This window comes from Hyphobacterium vulgare, assembly GCF_042643335.1.
In the GTDB taxonomy this organism is placed as follows: Bacteria; Pseudomonadota; Alphaproteobacteria; order Caulobacterales; family Maricaulaceae; genus Hyphobacterium; species Hyphobacterium vulgare.
Map to the genome: position 1 here is coordinate 114,707 of NZ_JBHRSV010000019.1, position 19,274 is coordinate 133,980.

A 19,274-nucleotide genomic window follows, 5' to 3' on the forward strand; every position below is an offset into this window, starting at 1 on the left:
TTTAATCGGGTTTTAACCGGCGCAGCGCAGGCGAAGGCCATGCGCTGCGTCTCTGCCCTCGCCATTCTGTTCGCCCTTGCCGCGCCGGCGTCGGCCGATCTGCGCGACGTTGTCCTGTCGCGCGATGGCGAGACGGCGTGGATACAGCTCGTCTTCGACGCAGCCCCTTCCGACGGGGACGTGCTCACGGAACCGGGCGGTCTAGCCGTCGTGTTCAGTGCTCCCGGCATCATGCCGCCTGCGGTCGAAACGGCGTCCGGAGACGTCGTGCGTGCGATCCGCTTTTCGGACCAGGATGGCCGGATCCGGGCGGAATTCGACCTGGCCGTCGCGTGGACGGATGCCCGCCTTCGGATCGAGGGCAACCGGATCATCGTGCGTCTGTCCGGGCTGGCTGCATCCGGTGACGAACTGCCCGCGTCGCATCTCACAACCCCGCAGGCCGGCGGGGTCGCGCCCGATGCGCAATCGGGCACCGCGGCGGAAAGCGAAACACCGGATCCGGTACCCGGCACGGACATCCCTATCGCCACGGTCGAGGACGGTCGCCCGGCAGAGCTGACGCCCGGCGGTGATGCCTGCGACGAAGCAGACGCGCGGATCATCGACGACCCCTGGGATCTCGACGCGATGATCGTGCAAGCCGAGTGCGCGCGTTCCGACGGAAATGCTGCCGAAGCCGCAGCCCTGCTCGAACGGGTCACGGCGATGGATCCGGAGCGGTTCAGCGCGCTTTTGATGCTCGCCGAGATCGAAGCCGAATCCGGCGATCGCGATGCTGCACGCGCGTTTTACGAAATGGCGGCGCAAGCGGCCCGGACCGATGGCGAGGCCGCCGCCGCGATGGCGCGAATGCGGGCGCTGTCCGACTAACCCTTGAGACCGTCGCGGACGGCTTTCGCAATGTCCTGGAGTTCCGCAGGCGTTGCCGCCTCGATCCGGCGGGTGCGCAGGTTCAGCGTCGCGGCGATGCCTTCGACCGTCCACCACGGCTTGCCGGTCAGCGGATCGAGTACCCAGTGCACGATCTGGCGCACCTTGTCGGTGCCGCCGGACAAGGCTGAACGGACCGCGAATCCGTCTCCGGGCCGGGGATAGCGGCGGACACGGATACGGCATTCCAGCAGCGCTCCGCCTTTCGGATCAGCTTCGTCGTTCAGGCTGCGATCGGGAAAGGCCTGGACGAAATTCGCCACCGAATCGGAAACCTTGCCGATCAGGAATTCGGGGCGCATGCGACCGAACACGTCTGCGTCCTCGCTGCCAATACGGCCCAGCCCGATCGGAAACAGGCGCAGCGCTTCGGCGCGTTTCAGCGAGACCAGCTCGCTCCAGTCCGCGGGCGGCAGGCCGCGCGGCGCGCTTTCCGGAAGTGGTTCGACCATCAGCGCTTCGGCCGTGCCGCGAAACCGTGACGGCCAGGCGAAGACACGGCCCGAATCGGGGACGACATGCTCGACCCGGGCCGTCAGCGTGGCGGCCAGCCGGCCATCGCCGGAATGGCGCATGGCCAGCGCGATATCGGCATCGCTGTCGCCGATCCGGGCAACTCCACCCTCGATGAAAAGCGGCGCGCCGGGGCGCGCTTCGCCCAGAAAGCGGACATGCCATTCGACCGGGCGCAACGTCGCCATCGCACCCGCAGAAAAGGCACCGGCCAGTCCGGCCTGCTCAGTCAGGCGCGCGATCGCCTGCATGCCCTTGCCGAGATAGGCCTTCACATTGAGGTGGCCCATCTCGTCGCATTCCCAGGCGTTCGCATTGCCGCGCCAGAGTTCGTGCATCGTCAGCGGGTCCTGGAAATCAGTGAGAACAGCGGTCGCACACACCGTAATATTCGACGACCGAGCGGTCGATCTTGAACCCGTCCGGTGCATTGTCCGGACGCGGCATGCCGTGACGTTCCTCGACCGTGCCGCAATCGCCGCAGATATAAAGCTCGGCGCTGCAGCCATGGCCGACATGATCGTGTTCCACGCACGGAATGAAGGCGTTGAGCGCCTCCACCTTGTGGACCAGGCCCGCTGCCATCAGGAAATCCAGCGCGCGATACACGGTGGGGGGCTTGGCCTTGCCGTCGGGCCGGATCTGTTCGAGCAGGTCATAGGCCTTGATCGGACCTTCAGCCTGCAGAAGCAAGCCGAGCACGCGCCGGCGCGTCGGCGTCAATTGCTCGCCGCGCTTCCGGCACAGCGCTTCGGCGTGGTCGAGCGTTCTCTCGATGGAATCGGCGGTCATCATAATCTTCAATTCTAATCCCAAATGCGCGGGCAGGCGAGCGCCGCCGCCATTGCGATATCGGTTCGGCCCCGTTCCGTCGCAATGGGTGCGGCAGGCTGACGCGCGGCAAACCGCGCAGGGACAACAGGCGCAAGGCGGCGCATAAAGTCCCTATCTTTTCTGGGGATATGGAGAGATCCAATGAAAAAGACACTTCTTCTTACCGCTGTGGCCGCCTTCACGCTGTTTGGCGCGGGGGCGCACGCTCAGGGCGCCGAAGCCGGCGACTGGCAGTTCCGCCTTCGTGTCCTGAATGTAAGCCCTGACGAGGGGGCCACGATCACGCCGATCGGCGGCGATGTGGACATCGACAGCGGCATCGTGCCGGAGCTGGACATCAGCTATTATTTCGCACCGGCCTGGTCGGTTGAGCTGATCCTTGGCGTCACGCCGCACGACGTGATGGCCGTGAACACCGCGGCCGGCAATGTCGATCTCGGTTCGGTCACGCTGCTGCCGCCGACGCTGACGCTGCAATACCACTTCAACGCCAATGGCCGGGTGCGTCCCTATGTCGGGGCTGGCGTGAACTTCACGCACTTCTTCAATGAAGACCTGCCGACCGGCGGCATCGCGACCTCGATCCAGTATGACGACAGCTTCGGCCTCGCCGCTCAGGCTGGTATCGATTTCGACATCAACGATGTCTGGTTCTTCAACGTCGACGTGAAGAAGATCGACATCAATACCGACGTGACCATCAACGGCACCATCCAGGCGGATGTGGATATCGACCCCTGGGTGTTCGGCATCGGTTTCGGCCGCCGCTTCTGATATCCCCTGCAGGCGGCTTGCCTCGGCGCTCCGGACCCTCCTCCGGGGCGCCGAACTTCTTGCACTCCATTTCGCCTTGAAGCGGGTGCAGGCCCGCGTTGTCGTGTGTCGGGTCATGGGTTATCAAGCCGCGACTTGATTTTCGGGGGTAATGACCATGACTGACGCACCTGCGAACGGCCCGCGCCTGACCGGCAATGTGCCGCTCTACAAGGATCCGGTGCCGCTCAACAAGAACGATCACCGTTCGCTCGGCCTGAAGTCGATCGAAAAGCCGTATGAATTCGTACGTGAAACCCACTTCGTGCCAACGGTTGTGGGCGAGTTCGGCCTCGGCAGCGCCTACTATCCGATCATCTTCATCGGCGACCGCAAGATGCCGGCGCTGGTGATGGGCCTGCAGAAGGGCCAGAACCTGTTCATCACCGAGGATGGCCAGTTCGACAACGAATTCATGGTGCCGGCCTTCATCCGCCGCTATCCCTTCGTGTCGGCGTCCAACGGTCCGGACCAGCCGGCGACTTTCTGCTTTGACCGCGCCGCCGCCGTGATCTCCGACAAGCCGGATTTCCCCTTCTTCGACGAGACGGGCGAACCGACCAGCGTCACGCAGGAAGCGATCGACTTCGTCAGCGCCTTCGAGTCGGACTCGCGCGTCACCGAACGTTTTGTCGCCCGCCTGATCGAGCTCGACCTGTTCGAGAAGAAGGAAGTGAAGGTCGCCGACCCGAACGACCGCTCAAAGTCGATCAAGGTCGCCGATTATTACGGCGTGTCCGAGGAAAAGCTGCTCGCCCTGCCGGACGATGTCTTCCTGGCGGCGAAGAAGGACGGCCTGCTCGGTCCGATCTACGCGCACATGCTGTCGCTGTCTCGCTGGGAACGGATCCTGAACCGCTATTTCCGTGCGGTGGGTCAGGCCCAGGCCGCCAAGCCGGCCAACTGATTTCAGACACGATCCGTCTGACAAACGCCGGTCCTTCGGGGCCGGCGTTTTCCGTTTCAGGACACGCCTGATCACCTCTGCGGCAACGCCCTTCGACAATTGCCGTGCCGCGCTATATGTCATCGCGAGACCAGACACCGGACGGATGCCCGAGTGATGACACGCCTGCCAGAAATCGCGGGACTTGCCGCCGGCCTCCTGCTTGCGTTCACCGGGCGCGCCGAGGCGCAGATGCCGTGCCCTGCCGATCCGATGGTCGAGGCCAGCCTGATCGCTGATCACCAGAGTGTGGTGCCGGGCCAGACTTTCACCGCCGGGCTGCGACTGGTCATGCCGGAAGGCTGGCACACCTACTGGCGCAATCCCGGTGACAGCGGTGAAGCCACGCAGATCGTCTGGGACTTGCCGGAGAGTGTTTCGGCTGGCGCGTTCACCTGGCCGGCTCCGGAGGTCTTCCCCTTCGGACCGCTCGCCAATTACGGCTATGCGTGGGATGTCGTCTTGCCGGTCGAACTGACCGTCGCAGAGGATGCCCGGCCCGGCCCGCTGCTGATCAGCGGCGAGGCGCGCTGGCTGGTCTGTGAAGACATCTGCGTGCCGGAATGCGCGCAGGTTTCCGCCTTCCTTGAAATCGGGGACGAGGCCGCGCCGGACCGGCGCGGGGCGGGACTGATCGCCCGGGCGCTGGAGCAATCGCCACAGGCCGACGAGACGGTCGAGGCGGCACTCGAACGCGCCGGCGACGAGGTGATCGTCACCCTGACCGGGCTCGATACGGACGCGATCCGCAATGCCCGCTATTTCCCATACTCCGCGATGGTGCTCGATCACGCCGCCGCACAGACGGTCTCGACCGAGGCCGGCGGGATTGCGATCCGGACCGCCGTGTCCGGGCGCGGGACCGGCAATGAGAACGGTGAGGGCATTATCGCGTTCGAAACCCGCGTCGACGGGCGCTGGGTCCAAAGGGCGGTCGAGATCGACCCGCGCCGCGGACAATTGTTCGAGGTCGAGGGCGTGGTGGCTGCTGCCCCGGTGTCGCTCGGTGGCCTGGCCTGGTCGCTTGTCCTGGCCGTGCTCGGCGGGCTGATCCTCAATCTGATGCCGTGCGTCTTCCCGGTGCTGTCGATCAAGGCGCTCGGCTTCGTACAGCGCGCGCACGGCCATGAGGCAGAGTTGCGCCGGCACGGCCTGATCTTCCTCGCGGGCGTGTTGTCGGCCTTTGTCGGACTGGCGCTGGTCCTCGCCTTCGTCAAGGCGGCGGGCGGCACGGTCGGGTGGGGCTTCCAGCTTCAGTCGCCGCTGATCGTCGCCATCCTGGCCCTCGTCATGCTGGCGATCGGCCTCAACCTGCTCGGGGTCTTCGAAATCGGCACCAGCCTGCAGGGGCTGGGCGGCAAATGGGCCAGCGCGGAAGGCGATGCCGGGGCCTTCATGACGGGCCTGCTGGCGGTCGTGGTGGCGGCGCCGTGCATCGGTCCGTTCGCGGCCGGCGCGCTGGGCCTCGCACTGGCGCAGCCGGGCTATTTCATCGTCGCGGTATCGGCGGCCATGGGGCTGGGTCTCGCTTTGCCCTACCTCATCCTCAGCTTCTTCCCGTCGCTGCTGCGCTTCCTGCCCAAGCCCGGCGCCTGGATGATCCGGTTCAAGCAATTCCTCGCCTTTCCGATGATGGGTGCGGCGGTATGGCTGGTCTGGGTATTGTCCTTCCAGGCCGGGTCGGCGGGCGTGCTGTTCGTGCTGATCGCGGCGCTGAGCTTCGGCTTCATCGTGTGGGCGCTGAAGGAATCCGGAGTGCTCGGCAAGGTCGCGGCCGTGTTTGGTGCCCTGGCGCTGATTGGCTCGCTGGCCGCCGTCACGCAGGCCGACGTGCCGTCGATCGAACAGCGCGCGCAAGCCTGGTCCCCGGCGCGGGTCGCCGAGTTGCGCGCGGAAGGCACACCGATCTTCGTGGAGTTCACTGCGGCCTGGTGCGTCAGTTGCCAGGTCAACAAACAGGTCACGCTGAACAGTGGCGCGGTGCGTCAGGCCTTCGAGCGCACCGGCGTGGTGGAACTGGTCGCGGACTGGACCAATCATGACGACGCGATCGCGCGGGAAATCCGCAGCCACGGCGCGGCGGGCGTGCCGCTTTACGTGGTCTATCCCGCCGACGGCGGCGAACCGGTCGTGCTGCCGCCGGTGATTTCCCCCGACATGATCGTCGAGGCGCTGGAGACGGCGGCGGGTTAGCCTTCGCCGAGCGGGTCGCGGCTGGCCGGGCAGGCAAAGCCCGGATCGGGCTCGACCCGGGGCAGGTCGGCGTCGGCTTCCGGCGCGATCTCGGCGGCCTGATTGAAAAGATAGACATATTCGAGATAGACGCGCGCCGTATCGGCCTGGGTCTCGGCCTCGGCGAAATCGTCGAGACGAGCGCCGGCATCGGCGGACATGCCGCGGAAGATGCAACGCAGATCCTGCGGCCCGTCCGCGTCCTCGATCCGGCGCGAGAGGATGGCCGCCGCCGCCGCGAACTCTTCCACACGCACAACGAAGGCATCGTCCGCAGGCCCTGCCGGAGCCGCGGGCGCGGCGGCGAGCGCGTCCGCGCGGGACTGCGCCTCGTCACGCAGCGCAGCGGCTTCTTCGCCCAGATCAGCCCCCGGTCCGGCAAAGGCCGGCGCGGCAGAAACGGCGAAAAGCGCTATGACGAGCGTTCTGAACATGGTCTTTCCTTTTCCGACGCGATAGGCACGCAATAATCGGGCCTTGAAGGCGCGGACGAGGGACAAGGATGACAGACGGAGCTGAACAAGCCGTTGCGGCGCTGAAAGCGATCCGTGCGGCGACGTCCGGCCGCGATGCGCGCGACTTCCTGCGGACCGAGGACGGTCGCGCCGGGCGCTGGAGCGTGGCGGCCGCAGGTCTGTTCGCCGACTTCTCCAAGCAGAACATTCCCGCCGGGGGATTCGAGGCACTGATCCGGCTCGCGGACGATGCCGGCGTCGACGAAGCGATCGCCAATCTCGCCGCCGGGCATCCGGTCAATGTCACCGAGAAGCGGGCTGCCTCGCACATGGCGCTGCGCGGTGGTGGCCTGGACACGGCGGGGCAGGCGGCCGCGCAAGCAGAACTGACGCGCGCGCTGGCCTTCGCCGAAGACCTGCGCGCCGGCAAGCTGAAGGGCGCGACCAGCAAGCCGTTGCGCAACATCCTGCATATCGGCATTGGCGGGTCGGACCTGGGCCCGCGCCTGATCGTTAAGGCGCTCGGTCAGGCCGATTCCCCCGTGCGGGCGCGCTTCCTGGCCAGCCCGGACCCGGATGCTTTCGACCGCTGCGCCGCGGCCTTCGATCCCGAGGAAACGCTGGTCTTCATCGTGTCGAAGTCGATGGGCACGGCCGAAACGAAGGCCAATGCCGAAGCGGCGCGGGCGTGGCTCGAAGCCGGTCTCGGAACGATGGACGTGTCCGCGCATCTCGCGGCCGCGAGTGCCTCACCTGAAAAGGCGGCAGCCTTCGGCGTGCGGGCGGACCGTGTCTTCGAGATGTGGGACTGGGTCGGCGGGCGGTATTCGCTGTGGTCGGCCGTGTCGCTGACGGCAATGGCGGTTCTCGGCGAGACCGCCTTCCGCGCATTGTTGCGCGGCGCAGCGGCGATGGACGAGCATTTCATGTCGGCATCGCTCGGACAGAACATGCCCGTGCTGATGGCGGTCTGCGCGTGGTGGAACCGGGTGATTGCCGGCGGGCAGAGCCAGGGCGTGGTGCCCTATGCCACCCGTCTTGCCCTTGTCCCGGCCTGGCTGCAGCAGCTCTCGATGGAATCGCTGGGCAAGCGGGTCGGCCTCAAGGGCGACGACATGCGCGGCGAGACCGGCGCGGTGATCTGGGGCGCGGAAGGCCCCAACGGCCAGCACGCCTTCTTCCAGCTCCTCCATCAGGGCACGACGGTCGTGCCGGTCGACATCATGGCGGTGCGCGACGGGCACGGCGATCAGGTCCGCCACCGCATGATGCTGGCCAATGCGCTCGGACAGGCCGAAGCGCTGCTGACCGGACGCGACCTCGAGACGGCGAAGGCAGAGCTGGTCGCACGCGGAACGGATGCAGGCGAGGCCGAGCGCCTGGCCCCGCACCTCGTCATGCCCGGCGGGCGGCCAACGAATTTCGTGATGCTCGACCGGCTCGACCCGGAATGCGTCGGGGCGCTGCTGGCGCTCTACGAGCATGCGGTCTTCGTCCAGAGCGTGCTGTTCGGCATCAATGCCTTCGACCAGTACGGCGTCGAACTGGGCAAGACACTGGCCAGCGCGCTGGAACGCGAACTTGAAACCGGCGAGATCGCCGTACATGACCCCTCCACGGCGCAGCTGATCGCGCGCCTTGGCGGCAAGAAATGACATCCGGAGCGAGACAATGAGCGGCAAGAAGGCGTTCAAGCCCAAGGCAAGACGGCCGCGCGGCTTCGAGGACAAGCCGGCGAGCGTGCTGCGCGCCGAACGCCGGCTGATCGAGGCGGCGGTGAAGGTCTATGACGCCTGGGGGTTCGAGCCGCTGCAGACTCCGGCCTTCGAATATGCCGATGCGCTCGGGAAATTCCTGCCCGACGAGGAGCGCCCGAACGAAGGCGTCTTCGCGCTGGAGGACGATGACGGGCAGTGGATGGCGCTGCGTTACGACCTGACCGCGCCGCTGGCCCGCTTCGCGGCGGAGAATTTTCAGGATCTCGCCAAGCCGTTCCGCCGCTACCAGTACGGCGATGTCTGGCGCAACGAAAAGCCCGGCCCGGGCCGTTTCCGGCAATTCGTCCAGTGCGATGCGGACACCGTGGGGGCCGCCGGTCCGGCCGCCGATGCGGAGATGATCGCGCTGGCCAGCGAAGTGATGCGCGCGGCGGGCCTGAAGGACGGCGAGTACGTCGTCCGGGTGAATGACCGGCGGATTCTCGATGGCGTGCTGGTGGGTATCGGCGCGAGCGATCCCGACCTCCGCATGAAAGTCCTGCGCGCGGCCGACAAGCTCGACCGGCTGGGCCGCGACGGGGTCGCCGCTTTGCTCGGCGCGGGGCGCAAGGACGAGTCCGGCGATTTCACCGAGGGCGCGAAGCTGCCCGACGCCAGCATCGAGACTGTGCTCGCCTTCCTTGATTCGACCGGTGGCACGCGCGGCGAGGTGATCGCGCGCCTGGCGCCGCTGGTCTCCTCATCCGAAACGGGTGAGGCGGGACTGGCCGCGTTGACCGAAATCGATGCGGTCCTGACCGCGCTGAAGGTCGGCGAGGACCGGGCGGTCTTCGATCCGTCCATCGTGCGCGGGCTCGGCTATTACACCGGTCCGGTGTTCGAGGCCGAGCTTCTGGCGACGGCGAGCTATGCCGACGGACAACCGATGCAGTTCGGATCGGTCGGTGGGGGCGGGCGCTATGACGATCTCGTCGCGCGCTTCACCGGCCAGCTGGTGCCCGCGACCGGCTTTTCCTTCGGGGTCAGCCGATTCGCCGCAGCATTGGCGGCGCTCGAGCGCGGCGTGGCGGAGGGGAGCGAGCCGCTGGTCATCGTGCTCAATCTCGAAAAGGACCGCGCGGCGGACTATCTGGCGCTGGCCGCTGAACTGCGTGCCGGCGGGGTCCGGGCCGAGGCTTTCCTTGGCGGCGGCAATATGGGCAAGCAGCTGAAATATGCCGACCGGCGCGGCGCCGACATCGCTGTAATCATTGGCGAAGACGAGCGCCAGAACGGTCAGGCGACGATCAAGGACCTGAAGCTCGGCGCCAAGCTGGCGGCCGAAATCGAGGACAACCGCACCTGGCGGGAAGAACAGCCCGCGCAGGAGACGGTGGCGCGCGGCGATCTGGTGAAGGCGATCCTTGGACGGATCAAGGGCGCTAACGGTTGAGGCGGGATTTGGGCGCTTGACGTCCCCCCTTTCGCCTGCTTCATTAACTGCAGGACAGGACCTGACCGTTCAGTCCTTCGGCGTTTCGGGGAGGAGACGCCTCAATCGACCAACCGATTTAACGGGCCGGCGTTTCGCCGGCCCGCTTTTTTTGTTCAATCGGATCAATAGAAGCCGCTCGGCACGCGCGGCTGTTCACGCTCGCTGCGCTCGGCACGCGGAGCATCGTTGTCGTCAGACATGTTGCTGGTTGAAGCACAGGCCGACGCCGCAAGTGCGGCAGTGGCCAGAACCAGCATGGTCACGAAAGATTTGATGCGCATTGGGTATCCCTCTTGATTGAAGCGCGGATGCCCCCCGGCAGTGGTGGTCTCCGTGACCGGCTGCGCCCCGGCAGCCGGTCACGGTATTCGCTGATCAGTCGTCGCCATCGAGGCGAGGTTCGTCGCCCGGCTCGATCTCGATCAGACGGCGCTCGCCGTCATTGTCGATTTCGACAATGACCCGGCGGCTGCGCAGGACTTCGGTCCCGCCGTCCTCATCGGTGAAGACCATGACGCGGGGTTCGCCGCCGAAATGCATTTCTGCGAGGCGCTCATTGCGCGCTTCCATCCGGTCGAGGAATTCCTCGAGTTCGGCGCCTTCGAGTTCGCGCTCGTCGAGCCAGACCCGGGTATTGCCGTTCTCGTCCTCGATCCGGATCTCGCTCGCATCGCCCATGCCGCGAAATTCCCAACGCATGTGATTGCGGGCTTCGCGGGCCGCATGTCTCGCCTCGTCGCGGGCGCGGCGCACTTCGACCCGGGCAAGACGGCCCTGGTCTCGGGCCGATCGCAGCGCGTCACGGGCGGCAATTCGCGCTTCGGCGATTTCCTCGCGGATCTCTTCCTGTTCCTCCGGCGACAGGTCGCCGAAGCGCAGCCGCTCGCCATCGCGGTGGATCCAGGTGTCCTCGCCGGGTTCGTCGATATCGATGTCGATATCGATATCCTCGATCTCGGCCAGGGCCTCCGCCAGCGCGCCATCGTGGGTGACCCAGTCGATCGAGTCGATTTCCGCCATGGCGCGTTCGACTTCTTCCATCGCGCGGGCGATCTCGACGCGGACATGACCGTCATCGTCTGACCAGGCCCAAGTCATGTGCGGGCCGAAACCCTCGCTGACATGGACGTCGTCGCCGTCGATCACGATGCGGCCGCCGTCGAAGTCGTGGCGCTCGCCGTCGACGATGACGGCACCATCCACAACCTCGATGCGCCGGCCATTGACGCTGATCACGCTGGTGCCGTCGCCGGACACGACATGAACCGTGCGGTCGCCGCGGTCACCGACAACTTCGACCACGCGGGCATGGCCGCCATGGTGCATGTCGCCGGAGCGCACAACGTGGACGCGGTGTTCGGTGCGGACCTGTTGCGGCTCGTCCGCAGAGGTGGCGGCGCAGGCGGTCAGTGCCAGCGCGGATGCCGAGAGAAGAAAGGCTTTCATTCGGAGTCCCCTGTGAAGTGTGGAGGTCAGACTGCGGCTGTGCGGATTACGTGGCGCGTGCGGCGAACTGAACTTTTCGTCATGCCGCGCCGGTCAAAAGTTCCGGCGGCGGCCCCGTTGGGAAGACAGGGACCGCCGCCGGGCAGGGTCTCAGCAGCCCGGACAGCATCGGTTCACCGGCGTTACGCAATACTGGCGAGGGCATGAAATGCCGGACAGGTCTCGTCCACTGCGGCGCAGGCCTTGCATCGACGTCGCCGGTCTTCAATCGTGATGCCGGGACGGACGGGAGAGAGTGCGTGACAGTGAATCGCCGACACATTCTGGCTGGCGGGGCGGCGAGCCTTGCCTTTCCGTCCATTGCCCGGGCCTCGGCCCGGATGACCGCGGCCCGGGCGGCACGAATGCTGCTGATGGGATTCATCGGTGACAATCCCGATACCGATGGCGCGGATATCGTCGCGGACCATCTGGCCAATGGCCGGATCGGCGGCGTCCTCTTCCTGCGCCACAATGTTCGTTCGCGCGAAGGCGCCGAAGGTCTGGCCGCCCGCTTCCGTGAGATCGACCCGGACGTCTTCCTGGCGCTCGACCAGGAGGGCGGCGCGGTCCAGCGCCTGTCCGGCGATCTCGGCTATACGCCGATCCCGCGCGCGCATGTGCTGGCGCAAGGCCAGTCGCCGGAGGAGGCCCGCGAGACCTATCGTGCCGCGGCGCGCGAATTCGCCGCCGCCGGCTTCGACATGAATCTCGCGCCGGTCGCAGACGTCCAGGACGAAGCCAATGGCGTGATCGGGCGCTGGGGTCGCGGCTATGGCACGGACGGTGAGACGATCGCTGCCTATGCCGGGGCCTTCATCGACGCGTTCGAAGCCGAGGGTGCGGTCTGCGCAATCAAGCACTTCCCCGGTCATGGCCGGTCAACAGGCGACAGCCATGAGGGCTTCGTGGACATTTCCGAGAGCTGGAGCGAAGCCGAGCTGTCGCCCTTCTCTGAACTGATCGAGCGCGGCAAGGCGCATCTGATCATGGGCGGGCATCTGATCCATCGCGGGCTTGATCCGAGCGGCGATCCGGTGACGCTGTCGCGGCCGATCTTGCACGAGCTTCTGCGCGGCCGGATGGGTTATCGCGGCGCGGTGATCACCGATGATCTCGACATGGGCGCGATCCGTGACCACTACCCGCAGCGTGAGGCGGTGATCCGCTCGCTGGTCGCCGGCAACGACATCATCATGATGTCGAACTCGGCCGCGCCGGATCCGGCCCTGCCGCAGAAATTCGCCCGCTGGGTGGAAGAGGCGGTCGAGGAGGGCCGATTGAGCGAGCAGCGGGTGAACCGCTCGCTCGCCCGGATCGAAACCCTGCGCGGCCGGACGGGCTAGTTCCCGCCTTCGCCCCGCAGATGCGCATTCAGGAAGTCGAGATAGGCCTCGGACGCGGTGATCCGGTTGTCACGGCGGCGGAAGCCATGGCCCTCGTCGGGGAAGAGGACATATTCCACCGGCACACCATTGGCTTCGACGGCTGCGACCAGCTCGTCGCTTTCCACCTGCAGCACGCGCGGATCGTTGGCGCCCTGGATGACCAGAAGCGGCTTTGTGATCCGGTCGGCATGGAAGAGCGGCGAGATGGCGTGGTGGCGATCGGCATCGGTCGCCGGGTCGCCCATCTCGTCGTAGAGCGCCTCACGGAAGCTCTCCCACCAGGGCGGGATGGAAGCCAGCGTGCGTTCCCAATTGGTGACGCCGAAGATGTTGATGCCGACCTCGAAGGCGTCGGGGTGGAAGGTGAGCGCGGCGGCGGTCATGAAGCCGCCATAGGACCCGCCGATCACGCCGACCTGATCGGCATTCACCCAGTCCTGCTCGCGCAGCCAGTCGCCCGCGGCGACGATGTCACGCAGATCTTCCTCGCCATGGCGGCGGTCATCCATGTGGAAGAAGGTTTTCCCATACCCCGACGAGCCCCGGTTGTTCGCCGCGTAGACGGCATAGCCATGGTTCACGAGGTGCTGGATGGTCGCCGAATAGCCGATCCGGCTCTGTCCACCCGGACCGCCATGCACCCAGACGAGCGCCGGCACCGGACTGTCGGCGCTGGCCCCGTGCGGGCGGTAGAGAATGCCGGGAATTTCCAGCCCGTCGAAGCTTTCGAAGCGGACGACTTCCGCGTCGACCATCTCGTCTTCGGAGATGGCGGGATTGAGCGCATTGGTCAGCTGGGCGTGAGCCTGACTCTCGAGATCCACGACATGCAGGTTGGACGGCGAGGTGGCGCTGTCGATCAGGAAGGCGATCCGGCCTTCGTCGCGGGAAAAGCGGATCGAGCCGATATCGCCGGCTGGCAGTTCAGGCAGGCCGAGCGCCTCCCCGGTGGCTGTGTCGAGGATCGACACCTCGGTCCGTGCATCGGCGTTGATACCCGACACCCGGTACCGGCCCGAAGGTGAATAGGTGACGAAGGAGACGTCCCAGTCCGCCTCGATCAGCGGGGCGGTCTCGCCGGTTTCGAGGTCGTAGGTCCAGGCCTGATTGAACTCTCCATGTTCGTTCGTGGCATAGACCAGCGCCGAGGAATCCGGCGTGAAGGTGTAGACGCCGTAGGCGATATTGCCTTCATGCTCGGTGATCAGCGTCGGTTCGGTCTCACCGGACCGGAGATCGAGCAGGAGGATGTCGCTGTCGGCCGAGGTGCGATTGCGCACCAGCGCCAGCCAGCGGCCATCCGGGCTGACATCGCCGATCTCCAGCGAGTCGTCGTTCTGGAAGACGGTCTGGCTCTCGAAGCTGACCGTGTCGTAGGCGTAGATGTCCATCGAGGCCTGATCGCGCTCATTGGTCATCACCCACATGTCGGAGCCGTCCGGCGACCAGCCGAGGAATTGTGCGCGCGTCTCCTCGCCCGGCGTGATGTCGTAGAGCTGGCCGTTCTCGTCGCGGATGTAGAGATGGCTGAGCTCGTTGCCGCCCTGGTCGGCGGTCACGACCACGCGGTCGTCATTCGGGAAGTAGCTGACGGCGAAAGTCGCGTTGGTTTCGGACTCCGTCAGGGCCGTGCGCTCGCCGGTGTCCGGATCGACGGCATAGGCGTTGAACACGCCGGTCTCGTCGCTGGAAATCAGTATGCGGCTGTCGTCGGGCGAGAAGGCGAAGCCGGCGCTCGCGGCCATGCCGAAACTCGTCGTCATGTGGAAGGTCGCGGCATCATGTCGGACGGGTTCTTCCTGCGCACTGGCGGGCAGGGTCAGCAGCAGAGCTGCCGGCGCGGCGGCGAAGGCAAGGCGCAAGGACTTCATGTCATTTCTCCCCATGAGTTGGCGCTGACTATAACGCCGGGCCGGGGGAAGGCAGCAACCGAAACCGGCTATCGACCGGCCGGCAATGCCGGGGATCCGGCGAGTGTATCGAGTACTCCGCCATAGAAGGCGATCAGCGCCTCTTCATCCTCGCTGTTGATGTGGAGGACAATGCGCACGCCGCGCTGCGGGTCATGGACCGCGATCGTCAGATAGCCGTGGATGCCGCCTGTGTGGCCATGGAATTCCTCGCCCGTGCGGCGGCGTTTCAGGATGGAGACGCCCAGTCCGTAATCCTCGGATCGTGACGCTTCGACCCGCTGCGACAGCATGGCCGCGCCGATATCGCGCAGGCTGCCCGTCTCGGTGAAGAGGGCGCCGAGGAGCGCCGAGATGTCTGCCGTCGTGGCCAGCATGCCGCCGTCAGGACCGGTGTTTTCGAGCCAACGGTAGTGGTCGGTCAGCGCGCCGACGTCACCTGAATAGCCATGGATGCGGTCGGTCTCGGTAAAGAGGGTTTCATATTGCGTGGCTTGCAGGCCGGCGGGTTCGAAAACGTGGCGCCGGTAAAGAGCGTCCATCGCTTCGCCGGTCACCGCTTCAGCGACGAGTGCGAGGATGTGATATCCGGTATTGGAGTAGTGATAGGCCTCGCCCGGTGCGTTCGTCGCGGGCTCGCCGCGAACCGTCTCAAGGACAAGTTCAGGGACGAGAGGCGTGTGCGCCAGGTCGAACGGCGTGTGTCCGTCCTCGTCGTAGAAGTCCGGAACGCCGCCGGTGTGATTGAGCAGCTGGCGCAGGGTGACGGTGTCGCCATTGGCGATCCCGTCTAGCGTTGCGGCTGGGAGATAATTCGCGGCCGGGCAGTCGAGATCCAGCTCGCCCTCGCCCACGAGCGCGTGGATGACGGCGGCTGTGTAGAGCTTGGTCACGCTGCCCATGCGGATCAGGTCGCTCGCGCGGATCGGTTCGCCGGTCTCCAGATCGGCGACGCCCCTTGCGAATTCCAGCACGGTGGTCTCGTTTTCGATGCGCAGGATTGCGCCTGGAACACCGCGCTCGATGACTTGGCCCATCAGCGCGTCGAATTCGGGTTCGAGGTCGGTCAGCGCGGTCTGGGCGGCGGCTGCGACCGCGAAGACACAGGCCCAGGCTGAGGCCAGAAGCACGAGAAGAGTGCGGGTCATGCTCGATATCCGGTGCAACAGTCGAAATGACGATAGGCGGTATTGCTCGGCGAGGGTGATCGATTTTCGTCGCCATTGCGACGAATTTCGTTGCACAAGGTTCGATGAATGACCAAGCTCATTCGATGGAACTCGACGATTTCGACCGGAAGATCCTGCGCCTTGTCCAGGCGGACAACCGCCGGACCAACACCGATATCGCGGAAGCCGTGCACCTGTCCGAACCGTCCGTGCGCCGCCGCCTGGACCGGCTTCGAAAGGCGGGCGTGATCCGAGCCGACGTGGCGCTGCTCGACCGGGCCCGTCTTGGCGTCACACTGATCGTCACGATCACGTTCAAGGACGACAGTCCGGAAGCGTACCGGGCATTCGGCGCACGCATGCAGACCGAGGACTGTGTCAGCGCGTGCTATTCCGTCGCCGGTCCGGCGGATTTCATTGTGATCGCTCATGCCGCCAGCCCGGCCGAGTTCGAGCGCTGGGCGCACGAAGCGATCATGTCCGACCCCGCGATCCGGCGCTACGACACGGCGGTGGTCTATTCGACGGTCAAATACGAAACCGCGATCCCGGTCTAACGACCAACAAAGCTTGCTGTGAGGTTCTCCGAGCGTCAGTCAGACGGCTCGATCCAGGATTCGAGATTGGTGATCAAATTGTCCAGCGCAGCAGCTCGCGGATCTTCGTCCGCAATAATCGAGCGCGCCGTGCGATAGGCACCAAGCGCGCGCGAAAGCAGCGGAGAATCAGCGGCCTCGCTTCTCTGCTCGTGCAACAGCAAAAGTGCGAAACCAAGATCGACCTGTGTCCCTGCCCAATCGACCGGCATGTCGTTCAGAGTGTAGATACTCAACGCTGCTTCGTGGGCTTCGACAGCACGCTCCAGCAGTCTCACTCCAGCCGCGCCGCCGATTCGCTCGCCCAGTGATGAACGTGCCAAACCGAGATTGTTCTGCGCCATTGCCCAATTGGCCGGCATGGTCTCGCGTGTGAACACCGTGAGCGCAGATTCCTGGGCTTCGACTGCGCGCTCGAATAGCGCGACCCCCGCAGTTCCACCGGTCTGTCTGCCCAGTGCCACGAGCGCATTACCGAGATTGGTCTGACCAGCCGCCCAGTCGGCGGGCATCGTTTCGCGCGTATGCACCGTCAGTGCAGCCTCAAATGCATCAACGGCTCGCTCGAGCAACGCTGTTCCTGCTCGCCCGCCGGCGCGCTCTCCGTGCGTACGCAGGGCTATGCCCAGATTGTTCTGGGTTCTCGCCCAGTCGACCGGCATGGCCTCGCGCGTTCGCACTTCCAATGCTTTTTCAAAGGCCATGACCGAGCGGGCAAGTAAGGCAGTGCCTGTCGATCCGCTCGTTCGCTCCCCCTGGGTATGCAGCGCAAGTCCAAGATTGTTCTGCGTCCTCGCCCATTCGGTCGGCAGGCCTTCGCGTGTATATTCGCCAAGCAGTGCCTCAAAGACTTCAACAGCACGTGCGAGCAACACTGTGCCCTCAGCTCCCTCGGACCATTCACCCTGGGACCGCAGTGCCACGCCGAGATTGTTCTGTGTCATTGACCAGTCAACCGGCATGGTTTCGCGTGTGAACACGGTCAGGGCAGCCTCGAAGGCTTCGACGGCGCGCGCGAGCAGCGCTGCACCCTCTGCCCCACCGACCCGTTCGCCTTGGGATGAAAGTGCATTGCCGAGATTGTTTTGAGTGATTGCCCAGTCGACCGGAGTGTCAACGCGAGTTTGTACCGACAGTGCTTGAACATAAGCACCGACCGCGCGAGCGAGCAAACGTGCTCCCTCTTCTCCGCCTGTTCGCGTACCGAGAGACTGGAACGCATTACCGAGAGCGTTCTGCGACCAGGCCCAATCGGCTGGCGCAACGTCGCGTGGCGCCAGCGGCAATACGTCTTCCTCAAGAGTGTCGACGCCAAGTTGGAATAGATCGAGACCGGGAAGTCGTTCCCCTTCCGTCAGCGCATCAAGCACCGCCTGCGCCATCAACTGGAACTGCGACCGCCGCGCCAGTTCCGCGATGGCGCGGCTGGCCTCGCGCCGGAAGCGCACAGACTCTTCGACGCGGCCGTCGATAACCATGACCCGGGCGCGGGCTGCAACGACCTCCTGCCATTGGTCGATACCGATCCGCAGACTGTCGGCACGAAGCGGGGCGAGTTCGGCGAGCAGCGCATCGGCAGCCGCAAGGTCACCGCCGTCAAAGGCGAGCTGCGCTCGGGCAAGCGCGTCCTGGGCTGCATCTCGATCCGGCTGAGCGGCAATGTCCTCGAACCGTGTGCGCAGATCGGCCAATTCTGCGCGCAGAGCTGCGGCTTCTTCGGCGCGGATTTGGATCAGTTCTATCAGTTGCGCGAAGGAGGTCTCGCCAAGCGATACACGCAGGCGCGCCGCGATGGTCATCAGCGTCGCTTCGCGGACGTCCCGTTCCTGCGTCAACCGCTCGATCGTGAGGCGAAGATCATATGCCTGGGACGCGGTCAGCCCGGCATAGGCCGGATGCAACGTGCCTGCTTCTTGCGCCAAGACTGGCGCCGCGGCAATCCAGGCGGCGGGAACAAGAGCGAGTGCAAAACTGACGATAGGCGCGATTTTCATCGCGCGGGTTCCTGACAGGGTTCCAGAAGTAGAGGCGCTGCGCGTGACCGGTCCATCCAGCTCAGGCGGGGTATGGAGCCGGATTCATCGAGCGTGAAAGTTGCCGCCATGCCACGCGCCTCGATGGGCTCTTCACCCGTAACATCGAGCCGATGATCTTGCGCCGCCGTTACCGAGGCCAACATGCGATAGGGCGGCAGTCCGGGGAGCGTTTCCACGATTTCCGCCGTCAAAGTGTTTTCCAGCAACGTGAAACGCCAGACAATCCTGCACCCAGGTTCGCCCCAATAGCCGGGGATTCGTTCGACGATCCGTGCGGTTTCGGGAAGCTGTGGCAGGCGGGCAAGAATGTCTTCCTGACCTTGCGCGAGGTTTCGAAGTGCATTTTCAACGCGTGCTGTTGCACCTTCCGGGATAACTACAAAAGCCGACCAGCCGGCAAGCAAACCGGCGAGCATTGCCTGGCTCAGATTGGTGACGGCTGCGCCATTCGACCAGCCTCGCCGTTTCAAGATGCCTTCGACTGTCGTTCGCGCCAGCAGGGCGGCGACTAGCGTTGCGAACCCGCCGATCACCAGCACGATGAACCGGCCTGTCCAGCTCTCTGTTCCGACGAGGGTGAAAGCCCAAAGGCCAATCGGCACAGTGAACAGTGTGCCCGTCAGCCAGACCGGGAACGGTCGCGGTGTTTGCTGCCGTCTTGCCCTTGTCATGGGCGTCTCCCATCAACCGTCAGAACGGAGCCTAAAATATGCCGACTGAACAATCTCCGCGACAAAAAAGGGCGGCCCGGAGGCCGCCCTTTCGCATTTAT

At 65.3% G+C, this 19,274-nt stretch carries 17 protein-coding genes; 8 read left to right on the plus strand and 9 right to left on the minus strand.

Translation table 11 applies throughout. The features are described 5' to 3' along the window. The first annotated feature begins 39 nt into the window (after positions 1-39). The gene (locus tag ACFOOR_RS10090) at positions 40-873 is read left to right on the plus strand and encodes a tetratricopeptide repeat protein (protein ID WP_343164245.1); all 834 of its coding nucleotides are present in this window, start codon (positions 40-42) and stop codon (positions 871-873) included. Here ACFOOR_RS10090 and ACFOOR_RS10095 read toward each other — a convergent pair. Then, a complete protein-coding gene (locus ACFOOR_RS10095; protein ID WP_343164246.1) occupies positions 870-1,784 on the minus strand; it encodes a thioesterase family protein in 915 nt (304 codons plus the stop codon). The genes ACFOOR_RS10090 and ACFOOR_RS10095 overlap by 4 nt on opposite strands. A 19-nt stretch (positions 1,785-1,803) precedes the next feature. Beyond that, on the minus strand, positions 1,804-2,238 hold the full coding sequence (locus tag ACFOOR_RS10100) for a transcriptional repressor (protein ID WP_343164247.1): 435 nt from the start codon (positions 2,236-2,238) through the stop codon (positions 1,804-1,806). Between the two features lie 183 nt (positions 2,239-2,421). On the opposite strand from ACFOOR_RS10100, the gene ACFOOR_RS10105 reads away from it, so the two are divergent. The 3 genes from ACFOOR_RS10105 to ACFOOR_RS10115 all read left to right on the plus strand — a co-directional run bounded on the left by ACFOOR_RS10105 (position 2,422) and on the right by ACFOOR_RS10115 (position 6,232). Further along, a complete protein-coding gene (locus ACFOOR_RS10105; RefSeq protein ID WP_343164248.1) occupies positions 2,422-3,054 on the plus strand; it encodes an OmpW/AlkL family protein in 633 nt (210 codons plus the stop codon). Between the two features lie 157 nt (positions 3,055-3,211). Next, complete coding sequence (locus ACFOOR_RS10110) at positions 3,212-4,000, plus strand: SapC family protein (RefSeq protein ID WP_343164249.1); 789 nt, start codon at positions 3,212-3,214, stop codon at positions 3,998-4,000. Positions 4,001-4,156: 156 nt separating this feature from the next. Beyond that, a complete protein-coding gene (locus tag ACFOOR_RS10115) occupies positions 4,157-6,232 on the plus strand; it encodes a protein-disulfide reductase DsbD family protein (RefSeq protein WP_343164250.1) in 2,076 nt (691 codons plus the stop codon). Here ACFOOR_RS10115 and ACFOOR_RS10120 read toward each other — a convergent pair. Further along, positions 6,229-6,705 carry a hypothetical protein gene (locus ACFOOR_RS10120; protein ID WP_343164251.1) on the minus strand — a complete coding sequence of 159 codons (477 nt, stop codon included), beginning with the start codon at positions 6,703-6,705 and terminating at the stop codon, positions 6,229-6,231. The two genes, ACFOOR_RS10115 and ACFOOR_RS10120, sit on opposite strands and share 4 nt — an antisense overlap. Before the next feature lie 68 nt (positions 6,706-6,773). On the opposite strand from ACFOOR_RS10120, the gene pgi reads away from it, so the two are divergent. Both pgi and hisS read left to right on the plus strand, forming a co-directional pair. Then, the gene (pgi, locus tag ACFOOR_RS10125; RefSeq protein ID WP_343164252.1) at positions 6,774-8,381 is read left to right on the plus strand and encodes a glucose-6-phosphate isomerase; all 1,608 of its coding nucleotides are present in this window, start codon (positions 6,774-6,776) and stop codon (positions 8,379-8,381) included. 16 nt (positions 8,382-8,397) lie between these two features. Continuing rightward, entirely contained in the window at positions 8,398-9,876 is a 1,479-nt protein-coding gene (gene hisS / locus ACFOOR_RS10130; protein ID WP_343164253.1) for a histidine--tRNA ligase, read from the plus strand. 164 nt (positions 9,877-10,040) lie between these two features. On the opposite strand, the gene ACFOOR_RS10135 is transcribed toward hisS, so the two are convergent. Continuing rightward, positions 10,041-10,199, minus strand: a complete 159-nt coding sequence (locus tag ACFOOR_RS10135; RefSeq protein ID WP_343164254.1) for a hypothetical protein — start codon at positions 10,197-10,199, stop codon at positions 10,041-10,043. A gap of 94 nt (positions 10,200-10,293) precedes the next feature. After that, complete coding sequence (locus ACFOOR_RS10140) at positions 10,294-11,364, minus strand: hypothetical protein (protein WP_343164255.1); 1,071 nt, start codon at positions 11,362-11,364, stop codon at positions 10,294-10,296. Positions 11,365-11,663: 299 nt separating this feature from the next. Here ACFOOR_RS10140 and ACFOOR_RS10145 point away from each other — a divergent pair, with 299 nt between their 5' ends. Then, positions 11,664-12,749, plus strand: coding sequence for a glycoside hydrolase family 3 N-terminal domain-containing protein (locus ACFOOR_RS10145; RefSeq protein ID WP_343164256.1), 1,086 nt, complete (start codon positions 11,664-11,666; stop codon positions 12,747-12,749). On the opposite strand, the gene ACFOOR_RS10150 is transcribed toward ACFOOR_RS10145, so the two are convergent. Both ACFOOR_RS10150 and ACFOOR_RS10155 read right to left on the minus strand, forming a co-directional pair. Next, positions 12,746-14,662 (minus strand): S9 family peptidase, encoded by a 1,917-nt coding sequence (locus ACFOOR_RS10150; protein WP_343164257.1) that lies wholly within the window; start codon positions 14,660-14,662, stop codon positions 12,746-12,748. The two genes, ACFOOR_RS10145 and ACFOOR_RS10150, sit on opposite strands and share 4 nt — an antisense overlap. A 68-nt stretch (positions 14,663-14,730) precedes the next feature. Further along, complete coding sequence (locus ACFOOR_RS10155; protein WP_343164258.1) at positions 14,731-15,849, minus strand: serine hydrolase domain-containing protein; 1,119 nt, start codon at positions 15,847-15,849, stop codon at positions 14,731-14,733. 104 nt (positions 15,850-15,953) lie between these two features. Here ACFOOR_RS10155 and ACFOOR_RS10160 point away from each other — a divergent pair, with 104 nt between their 5' ends. Then, on the plus strand, positions 15,954-16,427 hold the full coding sequence (locus tag ACFOOR_RS10160) for an Lrp/AsnC family transcriptional regulator (RefSeq protein ID WP_343164259.1): 474 nt from the start codon (positions 15,954-15,956) through the stop codon (positions 16,425-16,427). Between the two features lie 35 nt (positions 16,428-16,462). Here ACFOOR_RS10160 and ACFOOR_RS10165 read toward each other — a convergent pair whose 3' ends face one another. Both ACFOOR_RS10165 and ACFOOR_RS10170 read right to left on the minus strand, forming a co-directional pair. Next, a complete protein-coding gene (locus tag ACFOOR_RS10165) occupies positions 16,463-18,460 on the minus strand; it encodes a hypothetical protein (RefSeq protein ID WP_343164260.1) in 1,998 nt (665 codons plus the stop codon). Beyond that, the gene (locus tag ACFOOR_RS10170) at positions 18,457-19,041 is read right to left on the minus strand and encodes a hypothetical protein (RefSeq protein ID WP_343164261.1); all 585 of its coding nucleotides are present in this window, start codon (positions 19,039-19,041) and stop codon (positions 18,457-18,459) included. The genes ACFOOR_RS10165 and ACFOOR_RS10170 overlap by 4 nt, the downstream gene beginning before the upstream one ends. Positions 19,042-19,274: the final 233 nt, after the last annotated feature.